A 22,464-nucleotide genomic window follows, 5' to 3' on the forward strand; every position below is an offset into this window, starting at 1 on the left:
AAGGTCGGGCGGGCCTTGAACTGCGTTTGCCGATGATCAGTCGGAGGCGCGGGCGGCGAGCGCGTCGAAGTCGATATAATGGCCTGCGCGGTCGCGCTTGGAGGCGAGATAGCGCACGTTCTCCGCGGTCGGCCGGCCGAGCACGCGGCGGTCCCCCGCCACCTCGATGCCGGCGGCCTTGAGCGCGGCAATCTTCTGCGGATTGTTGGTGAGGATCTCCACCGCCGTCACGCCCAGCTGGCGCAGCATCTCCGCCGCGAAGTCGAAGCGCCGCTGGTCGAGGTCGAAGCCGAGCGCGGCATCCGCCTCATAGGTGTCGAAGCCCTGGGACTGAAGGTGATAGGCCTTCATCTTGTTGGCGATCCCGTTGCCCCGGCCTTCCTGGTCCAGATAGAGCAGGATGCCGCCGCTGGAGCGCGCCATGCGTTGCACAGTGTCGCGCAACTGGTCGCCGCAATCGCACTTCAGGCTGCCGAAGAGATCGCCCGTGAGGCAGGCGGAATGCAGGCGCACCGGGACGGGGCCGGACAGGTCGGGCTTGCCGACCACGATGGCCACCTGATCGCGCAGGCCTTCGCCGCCGCGGAAGACGACGAATTCGGTATCGAGTGCGCCTTCGAGCGGCACGGGCGCGCGGCCCACCACACGCAGACTGCGGACCTGCGACGCGCGGAAATCGTCGATCTCGGTCTTGGTGACGCGCATCAGATGCGGCAATGCGCTGGCGGAGACCGGCGCCACGATGGCGGCCGGAAGCACAAGCGCGAAGCCGAGCAGATGCAGCACCGCGACGTCGAGGGTGGTGGCAAGAGCGACCGGGGCGTCGATGCGCCCGTCGATCCGCAGTGCCAGGGTTTCAATGCGGGCGAGGTCCACATCCGGCAGAGCGATCGTGCCGGCGGAGGACCGCGGCGCGCCGATGCGGGTGAGGCGCGGAGCCGGCAGAACGAGCCGTGTCAGGCCCTGCCCGATCGCCGCAAAGCCTTGGGCGATGCTGGCATCCAGTGCCTCTACGCCGATGGCGAGCAACTCCTGCCCCTGATCCTCAAGGACGACCGGGCGGCCGGAACGCAATTCCGCAATGGCGCGCTCGACTGCCGTCTGCGTGGCACCAAAGGAGAGACCGGGAATTTCCACAGTGGGAGACATGAGAGCCTCACGATACGCCGAATTGCAGAGCTTTGACAGAGGAACTGTCGATTTCACCTAAAAATTACGCCGCCGGTCAAAATTTACGATGGAATGACGTGTATTCCATCCGTGGTGACCACCGTTCCGTAACCTTGATAAGCGTGGCAGGTTCCGTTTCGCCGCGCACAGACCCTTTACGATGAGGCTCAGCTCATGGATGACAGCATCGAGGATTTGGGGACGCTGTTCGCGGAACTCAATGCCTCGCCCCAGTTTGTCATCGGACAATTGGGCCAGTCGCTGGACGGGCGCATCGCGCTGCCCTCGGGGGAATCCAAATATATCAACGGGGCCAGTGGCCTCGACCACATCCACCGCATCCGCGCGACGGTGGATGCGGTGCTGGTGGGCGTCGGCACGGTCATTGCCGACGATCCGCAGCTGAACGTACGCCGCGTGCCCGGACGCGATCCGGCACGCGTGGTCCTCGATCCCAACGGCCGCCTGCCGGCAAGCGCCCGCTGTCTGCAGAACGACGGCGCGCGGCGGCTGGTTGTGCGCCGCCCCTCGGCGGCGGGCGCGCTGCCGGACGGGGTCGAGCGGGTGGAAGTCGAGGGGACGGGGGCACTTGATCCGGCGGCGGTGGTTGCCGCCTTGCGGGCGCGGGGGCTGAAGCGCATCCTCGTGGAAGGCGGGCCGCGGACGCTGTCCGCCTTTCTGGATGGCGGGGCGATCGACCACTTTCACATCATCGTGTCCCCGGTCATTCTCGGCAGCGGGCGCACCGGGCTGGATCTGAAGCCCATAACGGGGCTCTCGGCGGCGCTGCGGCCGACGACCCGCGTGCATGTTTTCCCGGATGGAGATGTCCTGTTCGCCTGCGACCTGCGCCGGCGAGCGGGTGGGGAGGGGAGGCAGGACCATGCCCATCGAGACCTATGCCCGGCCGGCTAGGTGGATCCACTGGCTCACCGCGCTTGCGGTGCTGTTCGTCATCCCCGCCGGCTTCATCATGATGAACATGCCGTCTGGACCGGGGCAGGATCGCCTGTTCGACCTGCATCGCTCCGTGGGCACGCTCATTCTCGCGCTGGCGGTGCTGCGGGTGGCGGTGCGGATCGCCTTCGGCGCGCCGCCCCGTCCGCCGGGCCTTCCGGACTGGCAATGGCGGATCGCCAATTTCACTCACCATCTGCTCTATGCGCTGATCTTCGTGATGCCGCTGCTCGGCTGGGCAGCGTCATCCGCCTTCGGCGCCTCGGTGAGCGTGTTCGGCCTCTTCACGCTTCCGAACCTCGTGCCGAAGAACGAGGCCATGTCCGAGGTCTATGGGGGCGCCCACGAGACGCTCGCCTTCCTGATGTGCGCGCTCCTCGCCGCCCATATCGGCGCGGCCCTTTATCACGGTTTCGTGAAGCGTGATGGCGTGCTGGGCCGCATGGCGCCCTGGCTGGAGCGCTGAACGGGGTCAGCCCCGCGTGGCGAGAAGGTCCAGATGGCCGATCCGGCAGGATCGAGCTCCTCGGCGGGCCTGTGCCCAAGCGTCTGCGCCGTCGGGCGAGACCGTTCCGCTCTCCGCCGCTGCGCCTGCCGTGCCTGCTGCCAGTGCGGCGATGAGGGCGGCGTCGGCCGGTGAAGTCCCGTCCAGCAGCCAGGGGCTGGGCGCGCTGCGCGCCTGATAGCCGAGGCGGCCGAAGGCCTCCGCGAGGAGAGCCGTCGCATCATTGCCGGCGGCCGGGCCGAACCCCTTGTCCCGCGCCTGGTCGGCGTGGAAGCCGGCGGTGATGGCGGCGTCGTCCGGGTGCGGCGGCTGCCAGTCATCGGCACCGTCGCAGGTCAGCACGGTGAAGAAGTCCGCCCCTGTCTGCGCCACCACATCCGCAAAGCGGGGGATCCAGTCTGCCGAGACGAGATCGAAGAAGGCGGCGGCGGTGACGAGATGGGGCGTCTGCGCCCCGATCACCTCGGGCGCCTGCGCCAGATCCGCCTCGCGGAAACGGACATGCAGGGCGCGCCCGTCCTTCGTAAGCCACAGGCCGTCATCGGCCTCGCTTGCATCATCGGCCCATGCGCGGAGCTGCCGCCGCGCTTCCGCGAGCAGCGCCGGATCGTAATCGACGAGGGTCCAGTGCTGTTCGCGCCCCAGCAGCGGGGCGGTGGCGCGCAGGTTCGAGCCGGTGCCGGCGCCGATGTCCGTCACCCGCAGCGGGGTGGTCTGTCCGAAGCGGGCGGAGAGGGCGGCGGCGAGATCGCCATTGCGGGCGCGGTGATCCGCCGGCTCGCGCAGGGCGAGCCAGTCGGCGGAGAAGCCGGTCATGGCGTGGGGCTCCGGGAAGCTTGCTTGAGGGCCTGGGCGATGGTGCGGGCAGTGTCGTCCCAGCCGGGCAGGCGGGCGCCGGCCTCCGCTGCGGCGTCCGCGAGGCGCAGGCGGGCGGACCGGTCAGAGAGAAGCGCCCGCAGGGCAGCGGTGAGAGCTGATGTGTCGCCGGGCGGCACCTTCACGGCCGACCCGTCCGGGACCGTATCGCCCGCTGCGCCCCCGGTGCTGGCGATCATGGGCAGGCCGCGCCGCAGGGCATCCGCCAGCACCATGCCATAGCCCTCATAGAGCGCCGCATGGACGAAGAGATCGCAGCCGGCATAGGCCGCCTCCAGCGCCTCGGCCGGGACCGCGCCCGCAAGCCGGATGCGGGCGGCGAGGTCGTGCGCGGCGATGAGGCTGAGGACCTCCGCCACCGTCTGCGGCGCGAAATCGAGGGAGCCGATGAAGGTGGCGGTCCAGCCGAGATCGGCGACCCCCGCGAGGGCAGCGACCAGCCCCGCATAATTCTTGCGCGGGATCACCGAGCCGATGGCGAGGATATGCGGCGGCTCGCCCTGCGCCGCCGCGCGCGAAGCCAGCGCGACACCGGGCTCCGCAATGGTGAGGCGCTCGGGGGGAACGCCGTAATTGGCGACGAGATCGCGCCCCGTCGCCGCGCTGGTGGCGATGACACCGGCACAGATGGCCAGCGCCTCCCGCTCGCTTGCCTCCAGCGCCGCCTGCTGCTCCGGGCTCAGCCCCGCCTCGCGGGCGAGCGGGTGGTGGATCAGCGCGACAATGGTGCGGCCGGTGGCTCTAAGAAGAGAAGCGGGCAGCGCGCCGAGCCCGAGGCCGTCGATGAACAGGAGGGCATCCGCGGGCGTTTCGCCGAGAAGCCGGGCCGTCTCGGCAAGATCACTCGCCGCCGGAAAGGGGAAGGCGCGCGGCAGCGCGAGCGGCATCACATCGACGCCGTGGCGGGGCAGGGCGCGCAGCACCTGACGGTCATAGGCATAGCCGCCAGTGGGCGTGTCGAGATCGCCGGGAAAGGCGAGAACCGCCTTCATCAAGCGATGGGGCCCTCGAACCAGGCGCGGGCGGCGTGGGATTCGTGCAGCGTCACCCGCAGGCGGCAGAGCCTGTCGCCGCCGGTGCCGAGCGCACCGGTGCGGGCGGCCTCGGCCATGGCGTCGAAGATGTGCTTGGCGAGCACCTCGGTGGTGCTGTTGATGCCGGCGAAGGCGGGCACCTCGTCGAGATTGCGGTAGTTCAGCGGCCCGAGCACCGCTTTGAGGGCCTCCGTCGCGCGGCCGATGTCCACCACCACGCCTTCCTCGGTGAGCCGTTCGCTCATGAAGGCCACGTCTACCACGAAGGTCGCCCCATGGAGGGCTTGGGCGGGCCCGAAGAGATCCCCCTTGAAGCTGTGCGCGATCATGATGTGGTCACGTACTTCCACGGCGAACAGGGAGGCTGGGCTGGACACGGCGAACTCCTCGGGCGGTCAGGCGTAGCGGACGACGGTGGCGACGCCCTGCGGATCGTCTCCCAGAATACGCGCCAGAGCGCCGGGCAGATCGGCAAAGGCGACATCTTCGGTGATGAGCGCGTCGAGGCGCGGGTCCGCCAGAAGGTCCAGGGCCTTGGCGAGCCGCCGCTTGTGCGGCCAGCGGGGCGCGCGGGCGGCGGGAACGGCGCCCACCTGCGAGGAGATGAGCCGTAGGCGCTTGGCGTGGAAGCTGCCGCCGAGGCCGACGGTCACCGATTTGTCGCCATACCAGCTCACTTCCACGAGGCTCGCCTCCGTGGCGCAGCAGGAAAGAGCGGCGCAGAGCCCCTCCGAGCTGGCGCTGGTGTGGAACACCACGTCCGCCTCGCTCACCGCCTGCGTGCAGGCGGCGAAATGCGCGCCGAAGGAGCCAGCAATGGCGCCGCGCGCCGGGTCCGGGTCCACCGCCGTTACCTCCGCGCCGGGCAACTGCGCCGCGAGATAGGTGATGAGCAGGCCGACGAGACCGGCCCCCACCACGACGATGCGGTCGCCGGCGCCAGCGCCGCTGTCCCACAGGGCGTTGAGCGCGGTCTCCATGTTGGCGGCGAGCGTCGCCCGGCGGGGCGGAACGGCCTCCGGAATGGGGAGGACGTCGTCGGCCTGGACGATGAAGCGGTCCTGATGCGGGTGGAGCACGAAGACGTGACGGCCGAGGAAGCGCTGCGGTCCCTCCACGACACGGCCGACCGCGCAATAGCCGTACTTTACCGGGAAGGGGAATTCACCGTCCTGCATGGGGGCGCGCATGCGCTCGCTGTGGTCGGGTCCGACGAGCCCGGCGAACACCAGCCGCTCGGTGCCACGGCTCAGCGCGCTCCAGCGGGTTTCCACCAGCAGTTCGCCCTCGCCGCGCCGGGGCAGCGTCTCGGTCCGCACATCCGCACGCTGCGGGCCGACGTACCAGAGGGCAGTCGCCGTGGCGCCAACTTGAGCCGAGCTTTCACGGGTGGATTGTGCTTCCATCCGTCGGTCTTCTTGAGCATATCGCGTCACACCACACCCCACGACTGCGCAACGGAGCCACGATGCCCAACCGGCCAAACCCAAAGCGGGAGCCCGCGGTCCGAGCGTCCGATACTGCGCACGATGCACACCTGTTACGTCAAGAACGCGAAACCGTGCATCACGATCCCGTCTTTCGCATGCGCCCGCCCAATCTTCTCTGGCGGCGCCTGCTGGTGCTCGCGCTCAACCTCGCAACGGTTGTTGCCGTCGGTCTCTGGGCGGGGCACCTCGCCGGTCTCGCCGGCTGGCGGGTCGTGGATGTCGCGCTCCTCTGTTGCGTGCTGCTGGCAACGCCCTGGATCGCGATTGGTTTCTGGAACGCCAGCATCGGCCTGCTTCTGGCCCATGCGCTGCCCCGTGGCATCGAGGCGGCGGCCCCCTTTCTGAAGGGCGCCGCCGGGCAGGGGCGGCTCTCCAGCCGCACCGCCATCCTCATGACCCTGCGCAACGAGGATCCGGCCCGGGCGGTGCGCCGGCTGCGGGCGGTGAAGGCGGATCTCGATGCGACTTCCTTCGGCGGGCAATTCGACTATTTTCTCTTGAGCGACACCTCCCGGTCCGAGGTCGCCGCGGCCGAGGAAGCCGAGGTGGCCCGCTGGCAGGAGAGCGACGGCGTCCACCGCATCCATTATCGCCGCCGCACCGTCAACGAGGGTTTCAAGGCCGGCAATGTGCGCGACTTCTGCGCCCGCTGGGGCGCGGGCTATGACTATATGCTGCCGCTCGATGCCGACAGTGTGATGGGCGCGCAGGCGATCCTCTCCCTCGTGCGCATCCTCGATGCCCATCCGCGCATCGGCATCCTGCAGAGCCTCGTGGTGGGCATGCCCAGCGCCAGCGCCTTCGCCCGCATCTTCCAGTTCGGCATGCGCCACGGCATGCGCTGCTACACGCTGGGCGCCAGCTGGTGGACGGGGGACTGCGGCCCCTTCTGGGGGCACAATGCGCTCATCCGCATCGCGCCCTTCTATGCGCACTGCCATCTGCCGGTGCTGCCGGGTGCGCCGCCGCTCGGCGGGCCCATCCTTTCGCACGATCAGGTGGAAGCGGTGCTGATGCGCCGCGCCGGCTACGAGGTGCGCGTGCTCCCCGTGGAGAGCGAGAGCTATGAGGAGAACCCGCCGACCATCGCCGAATTCATCGCCCGCGACCTGCGCTGGTGCCTCGGCAACATGCAGTATCTGCGCCTTCAGGGGCTTCCCGGCCTGAAACCCGTGAGCCGGTTCCAACTGCTCTGGGCGGTGCTGATGTTCGCGAGCGTGCCGGCGGTGCCGCTGGCGCTGGTGCTGCTGCCCTTCGCGGCCTTCGGGCTCTCGGCGGAAGAGGCGGAGGCGATCGGTCCCGGCGCAGCGGCGCTCTATGGCAGCCTGCTGGTGCTCGGCCAGTTTCCCAAGCTCGCCGGCCTGCTGGACGTGGCGCTACGGCGGGGCGGGCTTGCCGCTTATGGCGGCGGTTTGCGCTTCTTCGCCTCGGCTGCGGTGGAGATCACCTTCTCCCTGCTGCTCGGCGCCATCAGCGCGCTGGCGACCACGCGCTTCTTGATCGGGCTTGCCTTCGGGTGGGCGGCTGTCGGCTGGAACGGGCAGGTGCGCGATGCCCATGCCCTGTCCTTCAGCGCGGCGGTGCGCGGGTTGTGGGGGCAGACGCTGTTCGGGCTTCTGGTGGGCGCGGCGCTCGCCCTCGCTGCTCCGGTGCTGCTGCTCTGGACGCTGCCCCTGCTGGCGGGCTGCTGGCTGGCGGTGCCGTTTGCTGTGCTCACCGCCGCGCCGTCCTTCGGGCAGAAGCTCGCGGCGGCGGGGCTGTGTGCCATACCGGAGGAGGGGGTGCTGCCGGCCATCCTTGCGCGGCTGGAGCCCGCGGCGGAGACGAGGCTCGAGCGGGCGGCGTGAGCCATCGCGACACGCAACGCAAAACGGGCGGCCGCTGGGCCGCCCGTCGTGTTTCTGGAACCGGTCCGAGGCTCAGCGGCGGAAGCCGCCACCGCCGTGGAACCCGCCGAAGCCACCGCCGCCGAAGCGGTCGCCGCCATAGGAATTGAAGCGCTGCGAGCTCCAGTCCCGGGCCTGGCGTTCGCTGTCCAGATAGTTGGTGTTGGCGTTGCGATCCACGGACTGCCAGCCGGAATTGGTGCGCTGGCTCCAGCCGGACTCATTGTGCTGGTACACGTTGCCGTCGTGGTCCGTGTAGATGTTGCCATTGTTCCAGGCCACCGAATTGCCGGTCTTCTGGTTGGTGGCGACACCCTTGCTGTCCACGTTCACCTGGCCGTTGTCCCGCGTGACCGTGGTCTGCGAGGCGTGCGCGGTGTCCGTGTTGGTGTTGTAGCCAGCGGACTGGCGGCCGGCGGCGGCATTGCCCGTATAGGCATTGCCCACCGCGCCCGAGCGCGAGGCGCTGGTCTGGCCCGTGGTGGGATTGGTGTGCACCTGCTCGCGGCCGGCGGCGTAATTGCCGGTGTAGGCATTGCCCTCGACGCCCGCCCGGCCGGCGCCCGCTGCGCCCGTATAGGGGTTGTAATAGCTGCCCTCGCGCCCGCCGGCATAATTGCCGGTGTAGGGGTTGAAGGCCGCCGCCGAGCGGCCCTGGAATTCGGTGCCACGCGCCGTGGTTCCGTAAGCATTGCGGCCGGCCCATTCGGTGCCATAGGGCGTCACGCCCCAGGCGCCATGCACCACCGCATTGCCGCCCCAGCGCCCGTAGACGTTGGCGGCATTCACGTTCACATAGCCCCAGTGGCCCCAGGCGGCGGGGCCATAATAGGGACCCCAATAGGGGGTGACGGCGGCGCCCCAGGCCCAGCCGGCAGCAAAGCCGAAGCCAAAGCCCACCGCCGTGCCCACGGAGAAGCCGGCGCCATAGCCATAGGTGGCCGGGCAGCCGTACCAGACCGAGCCCACATAGCCGTTGCAGGTGTAGCCGGTGCCATAGACCACCGTGCCGCCGGGCTGGACGATGACGCCCATGTAGCCGGGCGTATAGCCCACCACCACCACGTCCGGCTGGACGGAATAGATGCGGACATAGGTGACGTAATAGATCGGCGAGGTGATCGGGATGGTGTAGATCGCCTCCGGCACGAAGGTCGCGACCGTCCACGGGCCGGCCGGGCTCTTGGCAGTGAACCAGATGCCCTGCGAGACCATGTAATAGCTGGAGCGGTTCACCTCGATGACCGGCTGCGGCGTGTTCACCGCATACTTCAGCGTCGTGCCGGGAATGGCGACGAACTTCGGCTCGCCGTCATAGCTCACCTTGGCGGTGGTGGTGCGCTTCACGGTGGCGGTCTGCGGGATGGTGGCGGCGATGGCCGCTTCCTTCGCCTGCTGGGTGCCGGCCACCGAGACCAGCACGCTGGCCTTGGGATCTTCCGGCGAGATCTTGGCGAAGTCCGCCGGCAGGGCGTCGTTGGCCACATAGGTCCACTCGCCGTCGAGGCTCTTGCCCTTGAACCAGCGACCCGAGATCAGGACGTAATAGTCGTTGGAATTCGGGTCCATGAAGACCGCATGGTCGGCATTCTTCATGGTCATGAGCTGCGTACCGGCGACGGGCAGCAGTTCCGGCTGGCCGTCGGTCTGGATCAGTTCGGTCGGCTGCGTGGCCACCACGATGGCAGGCGGCGGGGTGACGGGCTTGCCGTCCTGCTTCAGCAGCGGGTCGGCCTTCTGGCTCTTCTGCGCGGCCTTGGCGGCAGCGGCGACGTCCTGCGGCACCTGCGGCGTGATCACCCACGGGCCGGTGAGGTTCGGCGATTCATACCAGGTGCCGGCGGCCCGAAGGTGGAAGGTGCCGGCGTCATCCTTCAGCAGCAGGGGCTGGGTGTTGATGACCCGCTGGAAGGTGCGCGCGCCGTCCACCGGCCGCAGCACCGGCTCGCCGGCGATGGGCACCAGAATGGTCATGGTGGAGGTGAAGATGATCTTGGGCGGCGTGTTCTGCACCGGCTGGGTGCGCAGATCGGCGATCTGCTTGTTGACCGCATAGCTCGCCTGCAACTGCACCAGCGGCACGGTGAGGCCCCCCTTGGGCAGGCGCTGTTCCACCGTCTTGCGCACGGCGGCGGCGGCATTGGGATCGCCCGCCACCTGCACCTGGTCGATCGCAAAGGAGGACAGGCTCACCAGCCCCGCGCCCTTGTCCACATTGGCCTGCGCGGTGAAGTGGATGAAGCCGTAGGCCGGCGCGCCGTTCACGGGGCCGATGGCGAGCGCGGCACGGCCGCCGATGCGGTCGCCGTCCCAGCTCTCGATCTGCGGCTGGTAGATCTGCAGGCGGTTGGTGCCGACATCGAAGTTGCGCGGCCAACCGAGGCCCGGCGTGCCGAGCGGCGCATTCTGCGACGGGGCCGCCGCAGGGGCCTGCTGTGCGAGAACGGGCGTCGTGTCCAGCAGCATGGGGGCGAGCGACGCCATGAGTGCCGCGGCCAGCGCCGTTCTGCTTGTGATGGTCGCCATGATTTTCGGCTCCTCCTTACCGCCCAGCGTGGGCAAGCTCTACCATGGGGAAGCAGGGTCGTCAGTGGGCGCGGGCCGCGTCAAAATTGGCCCGATCTGGCGCTCATCGACGTCTCTGCCTCGGTGCGTTTCCCGTAAGTCATTGAGACCTATCGGCTTCGGAGGCGGGCCCCTGGGCGGGCGGCGATCGGGCATGACCTGTGTCGCGGGGCCTGAGGCGGCTCCTGCCTCGGCCCCCGCGATTGGCATGTTGTATGCCATGCCTTCGGAGGATTGCTCCAAGCGGCAGGCAGATCGGCTGAAGCGTCAGCGCCGCCCGTGATGGCCGCCGCTGTGGTGGCTGCTCCGGTGATGCCCGCCGGAGCGATGCTTGTGGTGGTCGCCGTCCTTGTGGTCGCCCTCGTGGTGATCTCCATCCTTGTGATCGCCATCCCGGTGCTCGCCGTCCTTATGGTCTCCCTCATGATGATCGCCGTCGGTGCGGTGCTCACCGTCCCGGTGGTCCCCGCCGCGATCGTGATCGCCGCGCTGGGCATCGTCCGTCGCATGCGGACGGTCCTTCGAGGCGTCGTCGTCCCGCTTGGTGCCGTTTATCCGATCATCAGCGGGATTGCCGCCCGCGCCGCCGGCCCCTTTCCTGTCCTTGTCCGCCTTGCCGCCCGCGCTGTCGGGATGGGTGGTGATGCCGCTGCTGCTCGACGCCTTGTCAGCGTCCCCGCTCCGGCTGTCCTTGTTCTGGTCGGGCATGGTGGTGCCGTTGACGCGATCGGCGCTGTTGTCGCCGCCGCTCCGGCTGTCCCTGTTCTGGTCAGGCATTGTGGTGCCGTTGACGCGGTCGGCGCTGTTGTCGCCGCCGCTCCGGCTGTCCTTGTTCTGGTCGGGCATGGTGGTGCCGTTGATGCGGTCGGCACTCCTGTCGCCGCCGCTCCGGCTGTCCCTGTTCTGGTCAGGCATTGTGGTGCCGTTGACGCGGTCGGCGCTGCTGTTGCCGCCGCTCCGGCTGTCCTTGTTCTGGTCGGGCATGGTGGTGCCGTTGATGCGGTCGGCACTCCTGTCGCCACCGCTCCGGCTGTCCTTGTTCTGGTCAGGCATTGTGGTGCCGTTGACGCGATCGGCACTATTATCGCCGCCGCCTCGGCTGTCCTTGCCCTGATCGGGCATTGTGGTGCCGTTGACGCGGTCGGCACTGTTGTCGCCGCCGCCTCGGCTGTCCTTGCCTTGATCGGGCATGGTGGTGCCGTTCACATGGTCTGCGGGGTTGTCTCCACCGCCTTGATGCCCGCCCTTTCCATCGCCGTCCCGGCCGTCCTTCCCGCCTCCGTGGTCATCGTGCCCGGAGTCCGGGCTGTTGCCCGATCCCGAAGACGAATTCGACGAAGGGCCGGAAGAACCGGATGACCCCGAAGAGCCCGAGGAGCCGGACGCGCCCGAGGAACCGCCGGAGTTCGATGATCCGGATGAATTGGAAGACCCCGACGATCCCGATCCGTTTGACGTTCCCGACGAACCGGAAGACCCCGAGCCCGTGCCGTCCCTGTCCTGATGCCCGTCGCGGTCGCGACCCTCATGGCGGCCATCGCCCCCGTCGCGCCCGTCCTTGCCGTCGCGGCCGGTCCGGCCATGCCCGTGATCGTCATGGCCGGATGTGTTGTCCTTCCCGTCCGATCCCGATGAGGAACCGGACGTGGACGAACTGGACGAACCGGTCGTGCTCCCGGACGAGCCACCGGCGTTCGTGCTGCCCGAGGCCGCGCCCGTGGTCGTCGAAGTGCTGTTGGTCGTCGTGTTCGAGGTGTTCGTATTCGTGGTGTTGTTGATGGTCGTGGCGTTGGTCGTCACGTGGGAGTTGTACGTGTTCGACATGTAGTGGCCGCCGTAGGCGCTGAAGCCGCCTGCGCTGAAGCCGCCTGCGCCGAAGCCGGCGCCCACGCCCGCACCGAACCCTGCCCCGAATCCCGCGGCAAAGCCGCCGCCTGCGCCACCCGCGCCGAAACCGCCCCATGCGCCGTGCGACCAGACGCCCGTGCCCGCGCTTCCACCCCAGCCGGCGCCGACCGAAACCCCGCCGCCCCAGCGGCCGTAGATGTCGGCCCCCGCCGCATTGGCGAAGCCCCAGCCGCGGCCATAGGGTGTTGCGCCCGCATAAGGGCCCCAGTGCGGGCCGGCCCCGGCGCCCCACGACCAGCCCGGCGAGAAGCCGTAGCCGAAGCCCGATGTCCCGAGCGAAAAGCCCGCTCCGACCCCATAGGTGGAAGGCGCGGGCGTCCAGCGTGTGCCCACATAGCCGGAAGAGGCGACACCCGATCCATAGACCACCGTGCCGCCGCTCCCGAGCCCGACACCCATATAGGCCGGGGTGTAGCCGACGCTCACAGCGTCGTCGCCGGAGCCATAGATGCGCACGCCGGTCACGTAATGGACGGGGGAGGCTGGCGGGATGGCATAGATGGCCGGCGGAACGGCGTCCGCCACCGTCCACGGCCCGGACGGCGCCGGGGCGGCGAACCACACGCCCTTCGAGAGGAGATAGCTGGCGCCCGTGCCCGTCTGGATCACCGGCTCGGGGCTGTTCACCGCATAGCTGAGGCCCGTGCCGGGTATGGACGCGAACTGCGGCACCCCGTCATACGCGACCGTGGCGGTGGTGCTGCGCGGCACCTCCGCCACCTGCGGGATCGAGGCGGCAATGGCGGCCTCGCGCGCCTGCGGCGTGCCGGGCACGCTGATGAGCACGTTGGCCTTGGGGTCCGTCGGCGCGATGTGGGCGAAGGCGCGGGGCAGGGCGGTTCCGGCAATGCCGCGCCACGGGCCGGAGAGGGCGGGGGCGGCGAACCAGCGGCCGGCGAGCAGCACGTAATAGGTCTTGGTGTCCGGCGAGAGGAACACCGCCTGATCGGCGTTCCCGATGGTCTGCAACGCCGTACCGGAGACCGCCTCCCATCTGGCGGGACCGTCGGTCTGGATCACGTCGGTGGGGGTGGTGGCGACGAAAAGCGCAGGCGGCGGCGACAGGGGCTGCCCGTTGGGCGGCAGCAGCGGATCTGCGGGCTGCACCGCTTCGGCGGCCGCCGCGGCGGCGCTCACATCCGGCGGCACCTCCGGGGCGGGGGTCCACAGGCCGGTGAGGCTGGTGCCCTCGAACCACGTGCCCGCGGCGCGCAGATGGAAGGTGCCCGCCACATCCTGAAGGATCAGGGCCGGCGTGTTGATGATGCGCTGGAAGCCATCGGCGCCGGGCACCGGGCGTAGCACCGGCGCTCCGGTGATGGAGACGAGCGTCGTCAGGCGGTCGGTGAAGATGATGGCGGGCGGTGCGGTCACGCCCGGCAGCCGCTCCGGCGGATGGGCGGCGGCATCGAGCTCCGCCTGCACGAGCGCGAGCGGCAGGGTAATGTGCTGACCGGCGAGCTGGAGCGTCAGCTGAATGGCGAGATCGTCCGCCCGGCGCGGGGCGGCGGGAAACTCCACCCGCTCCACCGCAAGATCCCTGAGGCGCAGCGTGCCGGTCGCATAATCGGTGCGCGTGCGGGCGTAGAAAGCGACACGGCCGTAATGGGTTGTGCCATCCTTGATGGTGAGGGCGAAGGCGGCACGGGCGCGGACCGCGCCGTCGCGGCGGTGGACCACCTGCGGCGCGTAGAGCCTCAGCGTGGTGTCGTCCCAGCGGTAGACCCGGGGCCAAGCCGGCTGGACCGCCTGCGCCTGCGCGGCGGGCGCCGGGCTCTGGGCTTGAAGGTGGGCCGGGGACAGCAGGCTGGTGGCCGCGAGCAGCAGGGCGGGAAGGACGGATCGGCGCGCGTACATGGCTACCCTCATCGTATGAGGGACTTATAGAGCGCCTTGAGCTTGGCCGCGCGGGGAGAGATGGAGTGAGGCTGGCGGTGGTTAACGCCTCCGGCCGCAAACCGGAGGCGCTGGGGCCGCGGGGGCGGCCCATGGTCCGGCCGGTGCAAAGCCGGCGGACCGGTCCCGTCGTGCTGGGGGGAGACCACGACGGGACCGTAGATGAGGCGCGCTGCTTGCGCGGCCTTCGTTGGGGAACATGCCCTTCCATCGCGAGCGGTACAAATCAGTTTGCGCGCGAATTTGAATAAGATAAACTTATTGGATGCTCTCCACCCGTCAGCTTCGCTATTTCGAAGCCCTCTCCCGTCACCTCCATTTCGGCCGCGCGGCCGAGGAATGCGCCGTCACCCAGCCGGCGCTCTCCATGCAGATCCGCGACATGGAGGCTGACCTCGGCGTCGATCTCGTGGAGCGCGGGCGCGGCTCCGTCCGCCTCACCCCCATGGGGGAGGAAACGGCGGTACGGGCGCGGGAAATCCTCGCCAGCCTCACCGATCTGGAGCGCTCCATCCGGGCACAGGGCTCGCTGCTGGAGGGGCGGCTGCGGCTCGGCGTCATTCCCTCCGTCGCGCCCTATCTCCTGCCGCGCCTGCTGCCGGCGGTGGGGCAGGCCTATCCGCGGGTGGAACTGGCGCTGCGGGAGACGCAGACGGAGCAACTGGTCGCCGAACTCCTCAACGGCAGCCTCGACCTGCTCATCCTCAGCCTGCCGGTGGAGCATCCGGCGCTGGAGACGCGGGCGCTGTTCGATGACGCCTTTCTCCTCGCGCTGCCGGAAGGGGCCGAATTGCCCGAGGGCGATCTTGCAACGCCGGACCACCTAGCGCCGGACGACCTGCTGCTGCTGGAAGACGGCCACTGCTTCCGCGATCAGGCGCTTCAGGTCTGCGGCGCCATGGATCAGCGCCGCCTGCGCCGGTTCGGCGCCACCTCGCTGTCCACGCTGGTGCAACTGGTGGCCAACGGGCAGGGCGTGACCCTGCTGCCGGAAATGCTCGTTGCCTGCGAAGGTGGCCAGATTCCGCGCGTGCGCCTCGTGCGCTTCCCCGAGCCGGCGCCCCGGCGCAGCATCGGCATGGTCTGGCGCCGCAGCTCGCCCTTCGTGCGCGACATCGCCGCCTTCGCCCGGCTGGTGGAGGGCTGCCGTCCCACGGCCTGAGCCCGCCCGCGGCAGGCGTAGGCCTCCTGTGCGGCGCTGCGCCTTGCCTCGCGCGCGGTTCGCGGCTAAGCCGCGCGCTGGATCACGCAGGCGCGACCCGCCTGGAGCAGGATGCCGGAAGTGGAACGCGGGCTCGGCGGCACAGGCGCCACCGGTTTCACCACGGGCGCGAGGACGAAGATGGCGCAGGACGGTCTGAATTATCGTGACGCGGGGGTGGATATCGACGCCGGCAACCGGCTGGTCGATCTCATCAAGCCGCTGGTGAAGGCCACCCGCCGTCCCGGTGCCGATGCGGACATCGGCGGCTTCGGCGGCATCTTCGATCTGAAGCGCGCCGGCTTCTCCGATCCGCTGCTGGTGGCCGCCACCGACGGCGTGGGCACCAAGCTCAAGATCGCCATCGAGACCGGGCAGCACGGCACCATCGGCATCGACCTCGTCGCCATGTGCGTGAACGACCTCATCGTGCAGGGCGCCGAGCCGCTGTTCTTCCTCGATTATTTCGCGACCGGCCGGCTCTCGCCGGAAGTGGGCGCGCAGATCGTGGCGGGCGTGGCGCGCGGCTGCAAGGAATCGGGCTGCGCCCTCATCGGCGGCGAGACCGCCGAGATGCCCGGCATGTACAAGGACGGCGATTATGACCTCGCCGGCTTCTCTGTCGGCGCCGTGGAGCGCGATGCGCTGCTGCCGCGCCCCGACGTGGCGGCGGGCGACGTGATCCTGGGCCTTGCGTCTTCGGGGGTGCATTCCAACGGCTATTCGCTGGTGCGCCGCATCGTCGAGCGCTCCGGCCTTGCGTGGGACGCGCCCGCGCCCTTCGCCCCGGAGCGCAGCCTCGGCGCGGCGCTGCTGGAGCCGACCCGCCTTTATGTGCAGAGCGTGCTGAAGGTGCTGCGCGGCACCGGCGGCATCAAGGCGCTCGCTCACATCACCGGCGGCGGCATCACCGAGAACCTGCCCCGCGTGCTGCCCGCCGGCACCATCGCCCGTGTGGATCTTGCCAATCTCGTCGTGCCGCCGGTGTTCCGCTGGCTCGCCGCCACCGGCAACGTGGCGCCCGAAGAGATGCTGCGCGCCTTCAACTGCGGCATCGGCATGGCCGTGGTGGTCGCCGCCCCTGACGCGGAGAAGGTAGCGGACGCCTTCGCGGACGCCGGTGAGACGGTGGCCCGCCTCGGCGTCATCGAGCCCGGCACCGGCGCGGCGCATGTGGCCTATGACGGCCAGCTTCAGCTTGGTGTGGCATGAGCCAGCAGCGCAGGCGCACCGCCGTCTTCATCTCCGGGCGCGGCTCCAACATGGCCGCGCTGGTGAAGGCCGCGCAGGCGCCGGACTTTCCCGCTGAAATCTCGCTCGTCCTCTCCAACAAGGCGGATGCGGCGGGCCTTGAGTTCGCGCGCGAGCACGGCATCGAGACGCTGGTGCTGAGCCACCGGGACTATGCCGACCGCATCGCCTTCGACGCCGCGCTCGACGCGCACCTGCGCATCGCGGGCATCGAGATCGTGTGCCTCGCCGGCTTCATGCGCCTGCTCACGCCCTGGCTGGTGGAGCGCTGGCGCGACCGCATGATCAACGTGCATCCCTCGCTGCTGCCGAGCTTCAAGGGGCTCGACACCCATGCCCGCGCCATCGAGACCGGCGTGCGCCTGCACGGCTGCACGGTGCATTTCGTCCGCGCCGAGATGGACGAGGGGCCGATCATCCTTCAGGCCGCCGTGCCCGTGCATGCGGACGACACGCCCGACGTGCTCGCCCACCGCGTGCTGGAGCAGGAGCATGTGATCTATCCCAAGGGCCTCGCCCTTCTGGCCTCCGGCCGGCTGCGGGTGGAGAACGAGCGGACCATCGTCAGCGACGAGCGCCCGGTGCGGGACGTGCTGGTGGTGCCGCGGGTCTGACCGGGGACAGGCAGCCGATGGCGACACAGGCGGAGAGCGGCGCGGGGGCTGCGGAGAAGAGCCGTTCCGCCTGCCGGCATCCCCTTCTGTTCGCCGTCGTCATGACCGCCGTCGCCGGCTATGTGGATGCCGTCGGCTTCTCCCAGGCGGACAAGCTCTACCTTTCCTTCATGAGCGGGAATTCCACCCGCCTCGGCTCGGCGCTGGCGCAGGGGGATTTCTCCGTCCTGCTGCTCGCCGGGCTGGTGGTGCTGTGCTTCGTGGGCGGCGCCGCCCTCGGCACGCTCATCATGGAGACGGTCTCCCGGCACCGCATGGTCTGGGTGCTCGTGGCCGAGATCCTGCTGTTCGCGACAGCGCTGGCGCTCGTGTTCACGGGCTGGGGCCGGCTGCCATTGTTCCTCATCGCCGCCACCATGGGCATGCAGAACACCGCCCATCAGGTGGTCGACGGCGCCGATATCGGCAAGAGCTTCGTCACCGGCACGCTGTTCAGCTTCGGGCAGTCGCTGGTGCGCGCCCTGCTGGGCCGCGCCAGCGCGCGGGAATGCGCGGATTATGCGCTCTCCTGGGTCGCTTTCATCTGCGGCGTCGCGCTGGGGGCCGTGGTCGTCGGCGGCTTCGGGCTGGTGGAAGCCATCGCCGCGGTGCTCGCCGTGCTGACGCTCACCGCGGCCGGGCTCCGGGCTGGCTGGCTCTGAGACTCAGACCTTCACCACATCCACCCGGTTGTCGTGAAACGCCGCGCCGCCCGCCGGGGCGACGGGGTCGGCGCCGGTGAGGGTGTTGATGCCGCGCCCGCCCGCATGGGCGAAGTTGGGGTGGATCTGCTCGGCCACCACCACGCCCCGCCGCAGGCCGTCGAACAGCTTGGCCGTCAGCGCCACCGTGCCGCGTGTGTTGCGCACCTCCACCGTGTCGCCCTCGGCGATGCCACGCGCGGCCGCATCCTCGGGATGGATGAGGAGGCTCGGCCCGCCCTCGCGCTTCACCGAGGTGGGCGTTTCGTTGAAGGTGGAGTTGAGGAAGTTGCGCGCCGGGGCCGTCACGAGCCGGAAAGGGTGCTCGGCGGTGGGCTCCTCGATCACCGCCCAGTGGTCCGGGAATTCCGGCATCTGCTCCCATGGGCCGAACAGGCCGGGGGCGGGGATGGGCGGGCGCTTCCAGTCCGGCTTCAGGCGGTAGCGCCCGTCCTTGTGGCCGAAGCCGCTGAGGAAGTGGGCGCTCTCGAATTCCGGCTGGATGTCGATGAAGCGCTCCGCCTCCAGATGCTCCAGCGTGCCGCGCTGGGAGGCGTTCAGCGTCCAGTCGATGAGCTCGCGCGGGCTCATGGAAAAGCCGGCATGCTCCGCGCCCACGCGCCGGGCGATCTCGGTGATCACCTCATGATTGCTGCGGCACTCGCCGGGCGGGTCCACGAGCTTGGGGCCGAGCAGCAGATGCTGGTGGCCGCCGCCCTGATAGAGGTCGTCATGCTCGGTGAACATGGTGGCCGGCAGCACGATGTCCGCCTGACGGGCGGTCTCGGTGAGGAACTGCTCGTGCACGGCGACGAACAGGTCGTCGCGTGCAAAGCCCTGCTTCACCCGCTCCTGATCCGGAGCCACGCTCATCGGGTTGGTGTTCTGGATGAGCATGGCCGTGACCGGCGGGCCGCCGGACAGCACCTCCGGATCGCCGGTGAGGATGGCGCCGATGCGGGACTGGTCGAGCTGGCGCACCTTGGGGTCGAGAATGTCGAGCCCCTCGATCATGGTCTTGCGGGTGCGATAGATGCCGGAATTGGAGTGGAAGGCGCCGCCGCCCTCATGCTGCCAGGCCCCCGACACCACGGGGATGGACGTCACCGCGTGCATGTTCACCGCGCCGTTGCGGCTGCGCGAGAGGCCGTAGCCGATGCGGAAGAAGCTCCGGGGCGTCTCGCCCACGAGCTTGGCGAAGGCCTCGATCTCCGCCACCGGCAGCCCGGTGATGGCGCTCGCCCATTCCGGCGTGCGGGTGGAAAGGTGGGCCTCGAACTCGGCAGCGTCATTGGCATAGCGGGCGAGATAGGCGCGGTCCGCGCGGTTGTCGCGGAACAGTACATGCATGATGGCGCAGGCGAGCGCCCCGTCCGTGCCGGGGCGGATGAGGAGGGGGATATCCGCCTGCTCCATGGTGGGCGTGCGATAGACGTCCACCACCGCGATCTTGGCGCCGCGCTCTTTTCGCGCCTTCACCGCATGGGTCATCACATTGACCTGGGTGGCCACCGCATTGGTGCCCCAGATGATGACGAGGTCGGAGACGCCCATCTCGCGCGGGTCGGTGCCGCCGAGGCGGCCGGTGCCGGCGATGTAGCCGCTCCACGCCGGGTTCACGCAGATGCTGGAGAAGAAGCGGGAATATTTCTTGGCATGGGTCAGCCGGTTGATGCCGTCGCGCATCACGAGGCCCATGGTGCCCGCGTAATAATAGGGCCAGACGCTCTCAGCCCCATGCGCCTGCTCGGCCTTCAGCAGCCCTTCCGCCACGCGGTCCAGCGCCTCGTCCCAGGAGATGCGCTCGAACTGGGTGGAGCCCTTGGGGCCGACCCGACGCAGCGGGTGCATCAGGCGCTCTGGATGGTCCGTGCGCTCCGCATAGCGGGCGACCTTCGCGCAGATGACGCCGGCCGTGTAGCTGTTGTCCTTCGCCCCGCGCACGCGGCCGATCCGCTTCCTGTTCAGGACTTCCACCTCAAGGGCGCAGGTGGAGGGGCAATCGTGGGGACAGGCGGACGCCCGGATGACCGGGGCCGAGACGTGCTGGTTCATGAACAGGCTCCTTCCGGACTTTATAGGGCAAGCCCGGAAGGGTGACGAGATGCCGCGCGGCGCGGCCCGTGGATCAGGCCCCGTGCTCGGAGGCGGCCGGCCGCTTGCGCAGGACAAGGCCGATGGCGACCACCACCACGGCCCCCAGCGCGCCCGCCACATAATGGGGCAGGGCCGCCGGGCCGATGCCGCCGGGGGCTTCCAGATCCGGCTTCACGAAGGCCGGGTTGAAGCCCTTCAGCAGGTCGATGGAGATCACATCGCTCACCAGCATCTCGCCGGCGATGAAGCCGAGCAGCGCCGCGCCGGCCCACACGAGGATGGGCAGGCGCTGGAGCAGGGCCAGCACAAGCTGGGAGCCGGCGACGATCAGCGGAATGGTGAGCAGCAGTCCGAAGATGAAGAGCTCGGGATGACCGCGCGAGGCGGCAGCGATGGCCACCACATTGTCGAGGCTCATGACCGCATCGGCGATGGCAATCGTGCGCACCGCCCGCCACAGGCTGTCGGAGGCCTCAACCTCATGGGCCTCTTCCTCGCCGCTCAGCACGAGCTTGGCGGCGATCCACAGCAGCAGCACCGCGCCGGCGATCTTCAGGAACGGCACGCCCAGCAGATAGGAGATGGCCAGGGCGAAGATGATGCGCAGCCCGACCGCGGCGCCGGCGCCGAGGATGATGCCCCAGCGGCGCTGGCTCGGCGGCAGGGAGCGGCAGGCCAGCGCGATGACCACCGCATTGTCGCCCGACAGAAGCAGGTCGATCCAGACGATCTGGAGCAGCGAAAGCCAGAAGGTGGGGTTGCTGAGGTCCATTCCGCATCCTTGGGACGGGTGTTGCGCGCGTGGGCCTTACATGACCTTTGGGAAGGCGTTCAACCCCCGCCTGTCATCTGGCCCCGGTTTTCAGCCGGAATGCGCGTGTCGCACTACTCCGGTAGTCGGTCAGGCCGCGTTATCCGCTCGCGCCAGCCGCAACCGGCCCCAGATGAAGGCGGTGGCCACCACGAAGACCGCGCCTGCCGCGGCGGCGAGAAGAGACCAGTGCTCGGTGATCTCATGCCCGCCAAGGCGGTCCATGACGGCGGCGTCCGACAGCAGCATCTCGCCGGCGATCCAGCCCAGCAAGGCGGCACCCGCCCAGACGAGCAGCGGAAAGCGGTCGAGCATCGCCATCACCAACGAGGAACCGGCGACGATCAGCGGAATGGAGATGGCAAGGCCCAGCACCAGCAGCAGGAAATTGCCATTGGCGATGGCGGCCACCGCCACCACATTGTCGAGGCTCATGACGATGTCGGCGAGCGCGACCGTGCCGACCGCCCGCCACAGACTCTCGCTGGCCTTGACGCTCTCGGCTCCTTCGTCGTCGGGCAGGGCAAGGTCGATGGCGATGTAGAAGAGCGCAACGGCCCCGACCACCTTCAGCCAGGGCAAGGCCAGCAGGGTGGCGACGATACCGGTGAAGAGGATGCGCAGCCCCACCGCCACGCCCGAGCCGAGCACGATACCCCACTTGCGGGTGCGCTCCGGCAGGGAGCGGCAGGCCATGGCGATGACCACTGCATTGTCGCCGGACAACAGGACGTTGATCCAGACGAGCTGCAGGAAGGCGAGCCAGAATTCCGGCGAGGAGATGGACATGGGGAGCGGCTCACCTTGAGCGGCCGGCAAGGTCCGGCGGTGCCCGCTCCTCCTACGTCAGGGGCGCGCGGGTCTCAAGGCGAAACGGTGCAGGGCGGCCCTGCGGCCAGAGGCCGGCCCGCGCGGGAACCTGATCGGTGCCGCGCGGGCCGGAAAGAGATGTCAGCCGACGATCTCGTTCTGCGAGAAGAACTGGGCGATCTCGACGCCGGCGTTCTCGACGCTGTCCGAACCATGGGCGGAGTTCGCCTCGATGGACTCGGCAAAGAGCTTGCGGATGGTGCCCTCGGCCGCATTGGCCGGGTTGGTGGCGCCCATCACTTCGCGATACTTGGCGACCGCGTCTTCGCCTTCGAGCACCTGCACGACCACCGGACCGGAGGTCATGAAGGACACGAGGTCATTGAAGAAGGGGCGGGCGCTGTGGACCGCATAGAAGGCCTCGGCCTGAGCCTTGGTCATCTGGATGCGCTTCTGGGCGACAATGCGAAGGCCAGCCTTCTCGATGACCGCATTGATCGCGCCGGTGAGGTTGCGACGCGTCGCGTCGGGCTTGATGATCGAGAAAGTGCGCTCGATCGCCATGATGATCGTCCTGTCGTTCTGAAGCTGAAAGGGATCCGCGATCACGCGCGGTGGCGCCTCTTAGCAGTGAAGGCCGACTGCGGCAAGGG

General features: G+C 69.2%; 18 protein-coding genes. 7 read left to right on the forward strand and 11 right to left on the reverse strand.

The features are described 5' to 3' along the window. Window positions 1-36: 36 nt before the first annotated feature. Window positions 37-1,149, reverse strand: a complete 1,113-nt coding sequence (gene ribA, locus DFO45_RS00120; protein WP_133863308.1) for a GTP cyclohydrolase II RibA — start codon at window positions 1,147-1,149, stop codon at window positions 37-39. Window positions 1,150-1,344: 195 nt separating this feature from the next. Here ribA and DFO45_RS00125 point away from each other — a divergent pair, with 195 nt between their 5' ends. Both DFO45_RS00125 and DFO45_RS00130 read left to right on the forward strand, forming a co-directional pair. After that, window positions 1,345-2,085: a RibD family protein gene (locus tag DFO45_RS00125; protein ID WP_133863309.1), complete on the forward strand. Its 741-nt coding sequence runs from the start codon at window positions 1,345-1,347 to the stop codon at window positions 2,083-2,085. Further along, complete coding sequence (locus DFO45_RS00130) at window positions 2,054-2,593, forward strand: cytochrome b (RefSeq protein WP_043879695.1); 540 nt, start codon at window positions 2,054-2,056, stop codon at window positions 2,591-2,593. The genes DFO45_RS00125 and DFO45_RS00130 overlap by 32 nt, the downstream gene beginning before the upstream one ends. Window positions 2,594-2,599: 6 nt before the next feature. Here DFO45_RS00130 and DFO45_RS00135 read toward each other — a convergent pair whose 3' ends face one another. From DFO45_RS00135 to DFO45_RS00150, 4 genes are read right to left on the reverse strand one after another with little or no spacing between them, the layout of a single operon-like run. After that, window positions 2,600-3,448: a class I SAM-dependent methyltransferase gene (locus tag DFO45_RS00135; protein ID WP_133863310.1), complete on the reverse strand. Its 849-nt coding sequence runs from the start codon at window positions 3,446-3,448 to the stop codon at window positions 2,600-2,602. After that, complete coding sequence (locus tag DFO45_RS00140) at window positions 3,445-4,500, reverse strand: glycosyltransferase family 4 protein (RefSeq protein ID WP_133863311.1); 1,056 nt, start codon at window positions 4,498-4,500, stop codon at window positions 3,445-3,447. The genes DFO45_RS00135 and DFO45_RS00140 overlap by 4 nt, the downstream gene beginning before the upstream one ends. Further along, complete coding sequence (locus tag DFO45_RS00145; RefSeq protein WP_133863808.1) at window positions 4,500-4,901, reverse strand: 6-carboxytetrahydropterin synthase; 402 nt, start codon at window positions 4,899-4,901, stop codon at window positions 4,500-4,502. The genes DFO45_RS00140 and DFO45_RS00145 overlap by 1 nt, the downstream gene beginning before the upstream one ends. Before the next feature lie 36 nt (window positions 4,902-4,937). Continuing rightward, on the reverse strand, window positions 4,938-5,948 hold the full coding sequence (locus DFO45_RS00150; protein WP_245517908.1) for a zinc-binding alcohol dehydrogenase: 1,011 nt from the start codon (window positions 5,946-5,948) through the stop codon (window positions 4,938-4,940). A gap of 62 nt (window positions 5,949-6,010) precedes the next feature. Between DFO45_RS00150 and mdoH the strand changes: the two genes are divergently transcribed. Beyond that, a complete protein-coding gene (gene mdoH, locus DFO45_RS00155; RefSeq protein WP_133863312.1) occupies window positions 6,011-7,879 on the forward strand; it encodes a glucans biosynthesis glucosyltransferase MdoH in 1,869 nt (622 codons plus the stop codon). A gap of 72 nt (window positions 7,880-7,951) precedes the next feature. On the opposite strand, the gene DFO45_RS00160 is transcribed toward mdoH, so the two are convergent. Together DFO45_RS00160 and DFO45_RS00165 are read right to left on the reverse strand one after the other, a co-directional pair. Next, a complete protein-coding gene (locus tag DFO45_RS00160; RefSeq protein WP_133863313.1) occupies window positions 7,952-10,444 on the reverse strand; it encodes a carbohydrate-binding family V/XII in 2,493 nt (830 codons plus the stop codon). Window positions 10,445-10,750: 306 nt separating this feature from the next. Beyond that, window positions 10,751-14,248 carry a hypothetical protein gene (locus DFO45_RS00165; protein ID WP_133863314.1) on the reverse strand — a complete coding sequence of 1,166 codons (3,498 nt, stop codon included), beginning with the start codon at window positions 14,246-14,248 and terminating at the stop codon, window positions 10,751-10,753. A 304-nt stretch (window positions 14,249-14,552) separates the two neighbouring features. Here DFO45_RS00165 and DFO45_RS00170 point away from each other — a divergent pair, with 304 nt between their 5' ends. The 4 genes from DFO45_RS00170 (at window position 14,553) to DFO45_RS00185 (ending at window position 18,054) form a co-directional block, all read left to right on the forward strand. Further along, window positions 14,553-15,449, forward strand: a complete 897-nt coding sequence (locus DFO45_RS00170) for a hydrogen peroxide-inducible genes activator (RefSeq protein WP_012172682.1) — start codon at window positions 14,553-14,555, stop codon at window positions 15,447-15,449. Window positions 15,450-15,629: 180 nt separating this feature from the next. After that, window positions 15,630-16,700: a phosphoribosylformylglycinamidine cyclo-ligase gene (purM, locus tag DFO45_RS00175; RefSeq protein ID WP_133863810.1), complete on the forward strand. Its 1,071-nt coding sequence runs from the start codon at window positions 15,630-15,632 to the stop codon at window positions 16,698-16,700. Then, on the forward strand, window positions 16,697-17,353 hold the full coding sequence (gene purN / locus DFO45_RS00180) for a phosphoribosylglycinamide formyltransferase (RefSeq protein WP_133863315.1): 657 nt from the start codon (window positions 16,697-16,699) through the stop codon (window positions 17,351-17,353). Before purM ends, purN begins: the two co-directional genes overlap by 4 nt. A gap of 17 nt (window positions 17,354-17,370) precedes the next feature. Further along, entirely contained in the window at window positions 17,371-18,054 is a 684-nt protein-coding gene (locus tag DFO45_RS00185; RefSeq protein WP_133863316.1) for a YoaK family protein, read from the forward strand. 3 nt (window positions 18,055-18,057) lie between these two features. Here the strand turns inward: DFO45_RS00185 and DFO45_RS00190 are convergent, their stop codons facing one another. From DFO45_RS00190 to ndk, 4 genes are all read right to left on the reverse strand, one after another. Then, window positions 18,058-20,148, reverse strand: coding sequence for a molybdopterin oxidoreductase family protein (locus DFO45_RS00190; RefSeq protein ID WP_133863317.1), 2,091 nt, complete (start codon window positions 20,146-20,148; stop codon window positions 18,058-18,060). A 73-nt stretch (window positions 20,149-20,221) separates the two neighbouring features. Continuing rightward, a complete protein-coding gene (locus DFO45_RS00195) occupies window positions 20,222-20,962 on the reverse strand; it encodes a TerC family protein (RefSeq protein WP_012172677.1) in 741 nt (246 codons plus the stop codon). 129 nt (window positions 20,963-21,091) lie between these two features. Next, on the reverse strand, window positions 21,092-21,790 hold the full coding sequence (locus DFO45_RS00200) for a TerC family protein (RefSeq protein ID WP_133863318.1): 699 nt from the start codon (window positions 21,788-21,790) through the stop codon (window positions 21,092-21,094). Between the two features lie 162 nt (window positions 21,791-21,952). After that, a complete protein-coding gene (ndk, locus tag DFO45_RS00205) occupies window positions 21,953-22,375 on the reverse strand; it encodes a nucleoside-diphosphate kinase (protein ID WP_012172675.1) in 423 nt (140 codons plus the stop codon). Between the last annotated feature and the right edge of the window lie 89 nt (window positions 22,376-22,464).

The sequence above is a fragment of the Azorhizobium sp. AG788 genome (genome assembly GCF_004364705.1).
Classification (GTDB): Bacteria; Pseudomonadota; Alphaproteobacteria; order Rhizobiales; family Xanthobacteraceae; genus Azorhizobium; species Azorhizobium caulinodans.

Excerpts from the sequence above, each read along its gene's own strand:
- ribA (WP_133863308.1), bottom strand. The coding sequence starts at position 1,149 with ATGTCTCCCACTGTGGAAATTCCCGGTCTCTCCTTTGGTGCCACGCAG.
- DFO45_RS00125 (WP_133863309.1), top strand. The coding sequence starts at position 1,345 with ATGGATGACAGCATCGAGGATTTGGGGACGCTGTTCGCGGAACTCAAT.
- DFO45_RS00130 (WP_043879695.1), top strand. The coding sequence starts at position 2,054 with ATGCCCATCGAGACCTATGCCCGGCCGGCTAGGTGGATCCACTGGCTC.
- DFO45_RS00135 (WP_133863310.1), bottom strand. The coding sequence starts at position 3,448 with ATGACCGGCTTCTCCGCCGACTGGCTCGCCCTGCGCGAGCCGGCGGAT.
- DFO45_RS00140 (WP_133863311.1), bottom strand. The coding sequence starts at position 4,500 with ATGAAGGCGGTTCTCGCCTTTCCCGGCGATCTCGACACGCCCACTGGC.
- DFO45_RS00150 (WP_245517908.1), bottom strand. The coding sequence starts at position 5,948 with ATGGAAGCACAATCCACCCGTGAAAGCTCGGCTCAAGTTGGCGCCACG.
- mdoH (WP_133863312.1), top strand. The coding sequence starts at position 6,011 with ATGCCCAACCGGCCAAACCCAAAGCGGGAGCCCGCGGTCCGAGCGTCC.
- DFO45_RS00160 (WP_133863313.1), bottom strand. The coding sequence starts at position 10,444 with ATGGCGACCATCACAAGCAGAACGGCGCTGGCCGCGGCACTCATGGCG.
- DFO45_RS00165 (WP_133863314.1), bottom strand. The coding sequence starts at position 14,248 with ATGTACGCGCGCCGATCCGTCCTTCCCGCCCTGCTGCTCGCGGCCACC.
- DFO45_RS00170 (WP_012172682.1), top strand. The coding sequence starts at position 14,553 with ATGCTCTCCACCCGTCAGCTTCGCTATTTCGAAGCCCTCTCCCGTCAC.
- purM (WP_133863810.1), top strand. The coding sequence starts at position 15,630 with ATGGCGCAGGACGGTCTGAATTATCGTGACGCGGGGGTGGATATCGAC.
- purN (WP_133863315.1), top strand. The coding sequence starts at position 16,697 with ATGAGCCAGCAGCGCAGGCGCACCGCCGTCTTCATCTCCGGGCGCGGC.
- DFO45_RS00185 (WP_133863316.1), top strand. The coding sequence starts at position 17,371 with ATGGCGACACAGGCGGAGAGCGGCGCGGGGGCTGCGGAGAAGAGCCGT.
- DFO45_RS00190 (WP_133863317.1), bottom strand. The coding sequence starts at position 20,148 with ATGAACCAGCACGTCTCGGCCCCGGTCATCCGGGCGTCCGCCTGTCCC.
- DFO45_RS00195 (WP_012172677.1), bottom strand. The coding sequence starts at position 20,962 with ATGGACCTCAGCAACCCCACCTTCTGGCTTTCGCTGCTCCAGATCGTC.
- DFO45_RS00200 (WP_133863318.1), bottom strand. The coding sequence starts at position 21,790 with ATGTCCATCTCCTCGCCGGAATTCTGGCTCGCCTTCCTGCAGCTCGTC.
- ndk (WP_012172675.1), bottom strand. The coding sequence starts at position 22,375 with ATGGCGATCGAGCGCACTTTCTCGATCATCAAGCCCGACGCGACGCGT.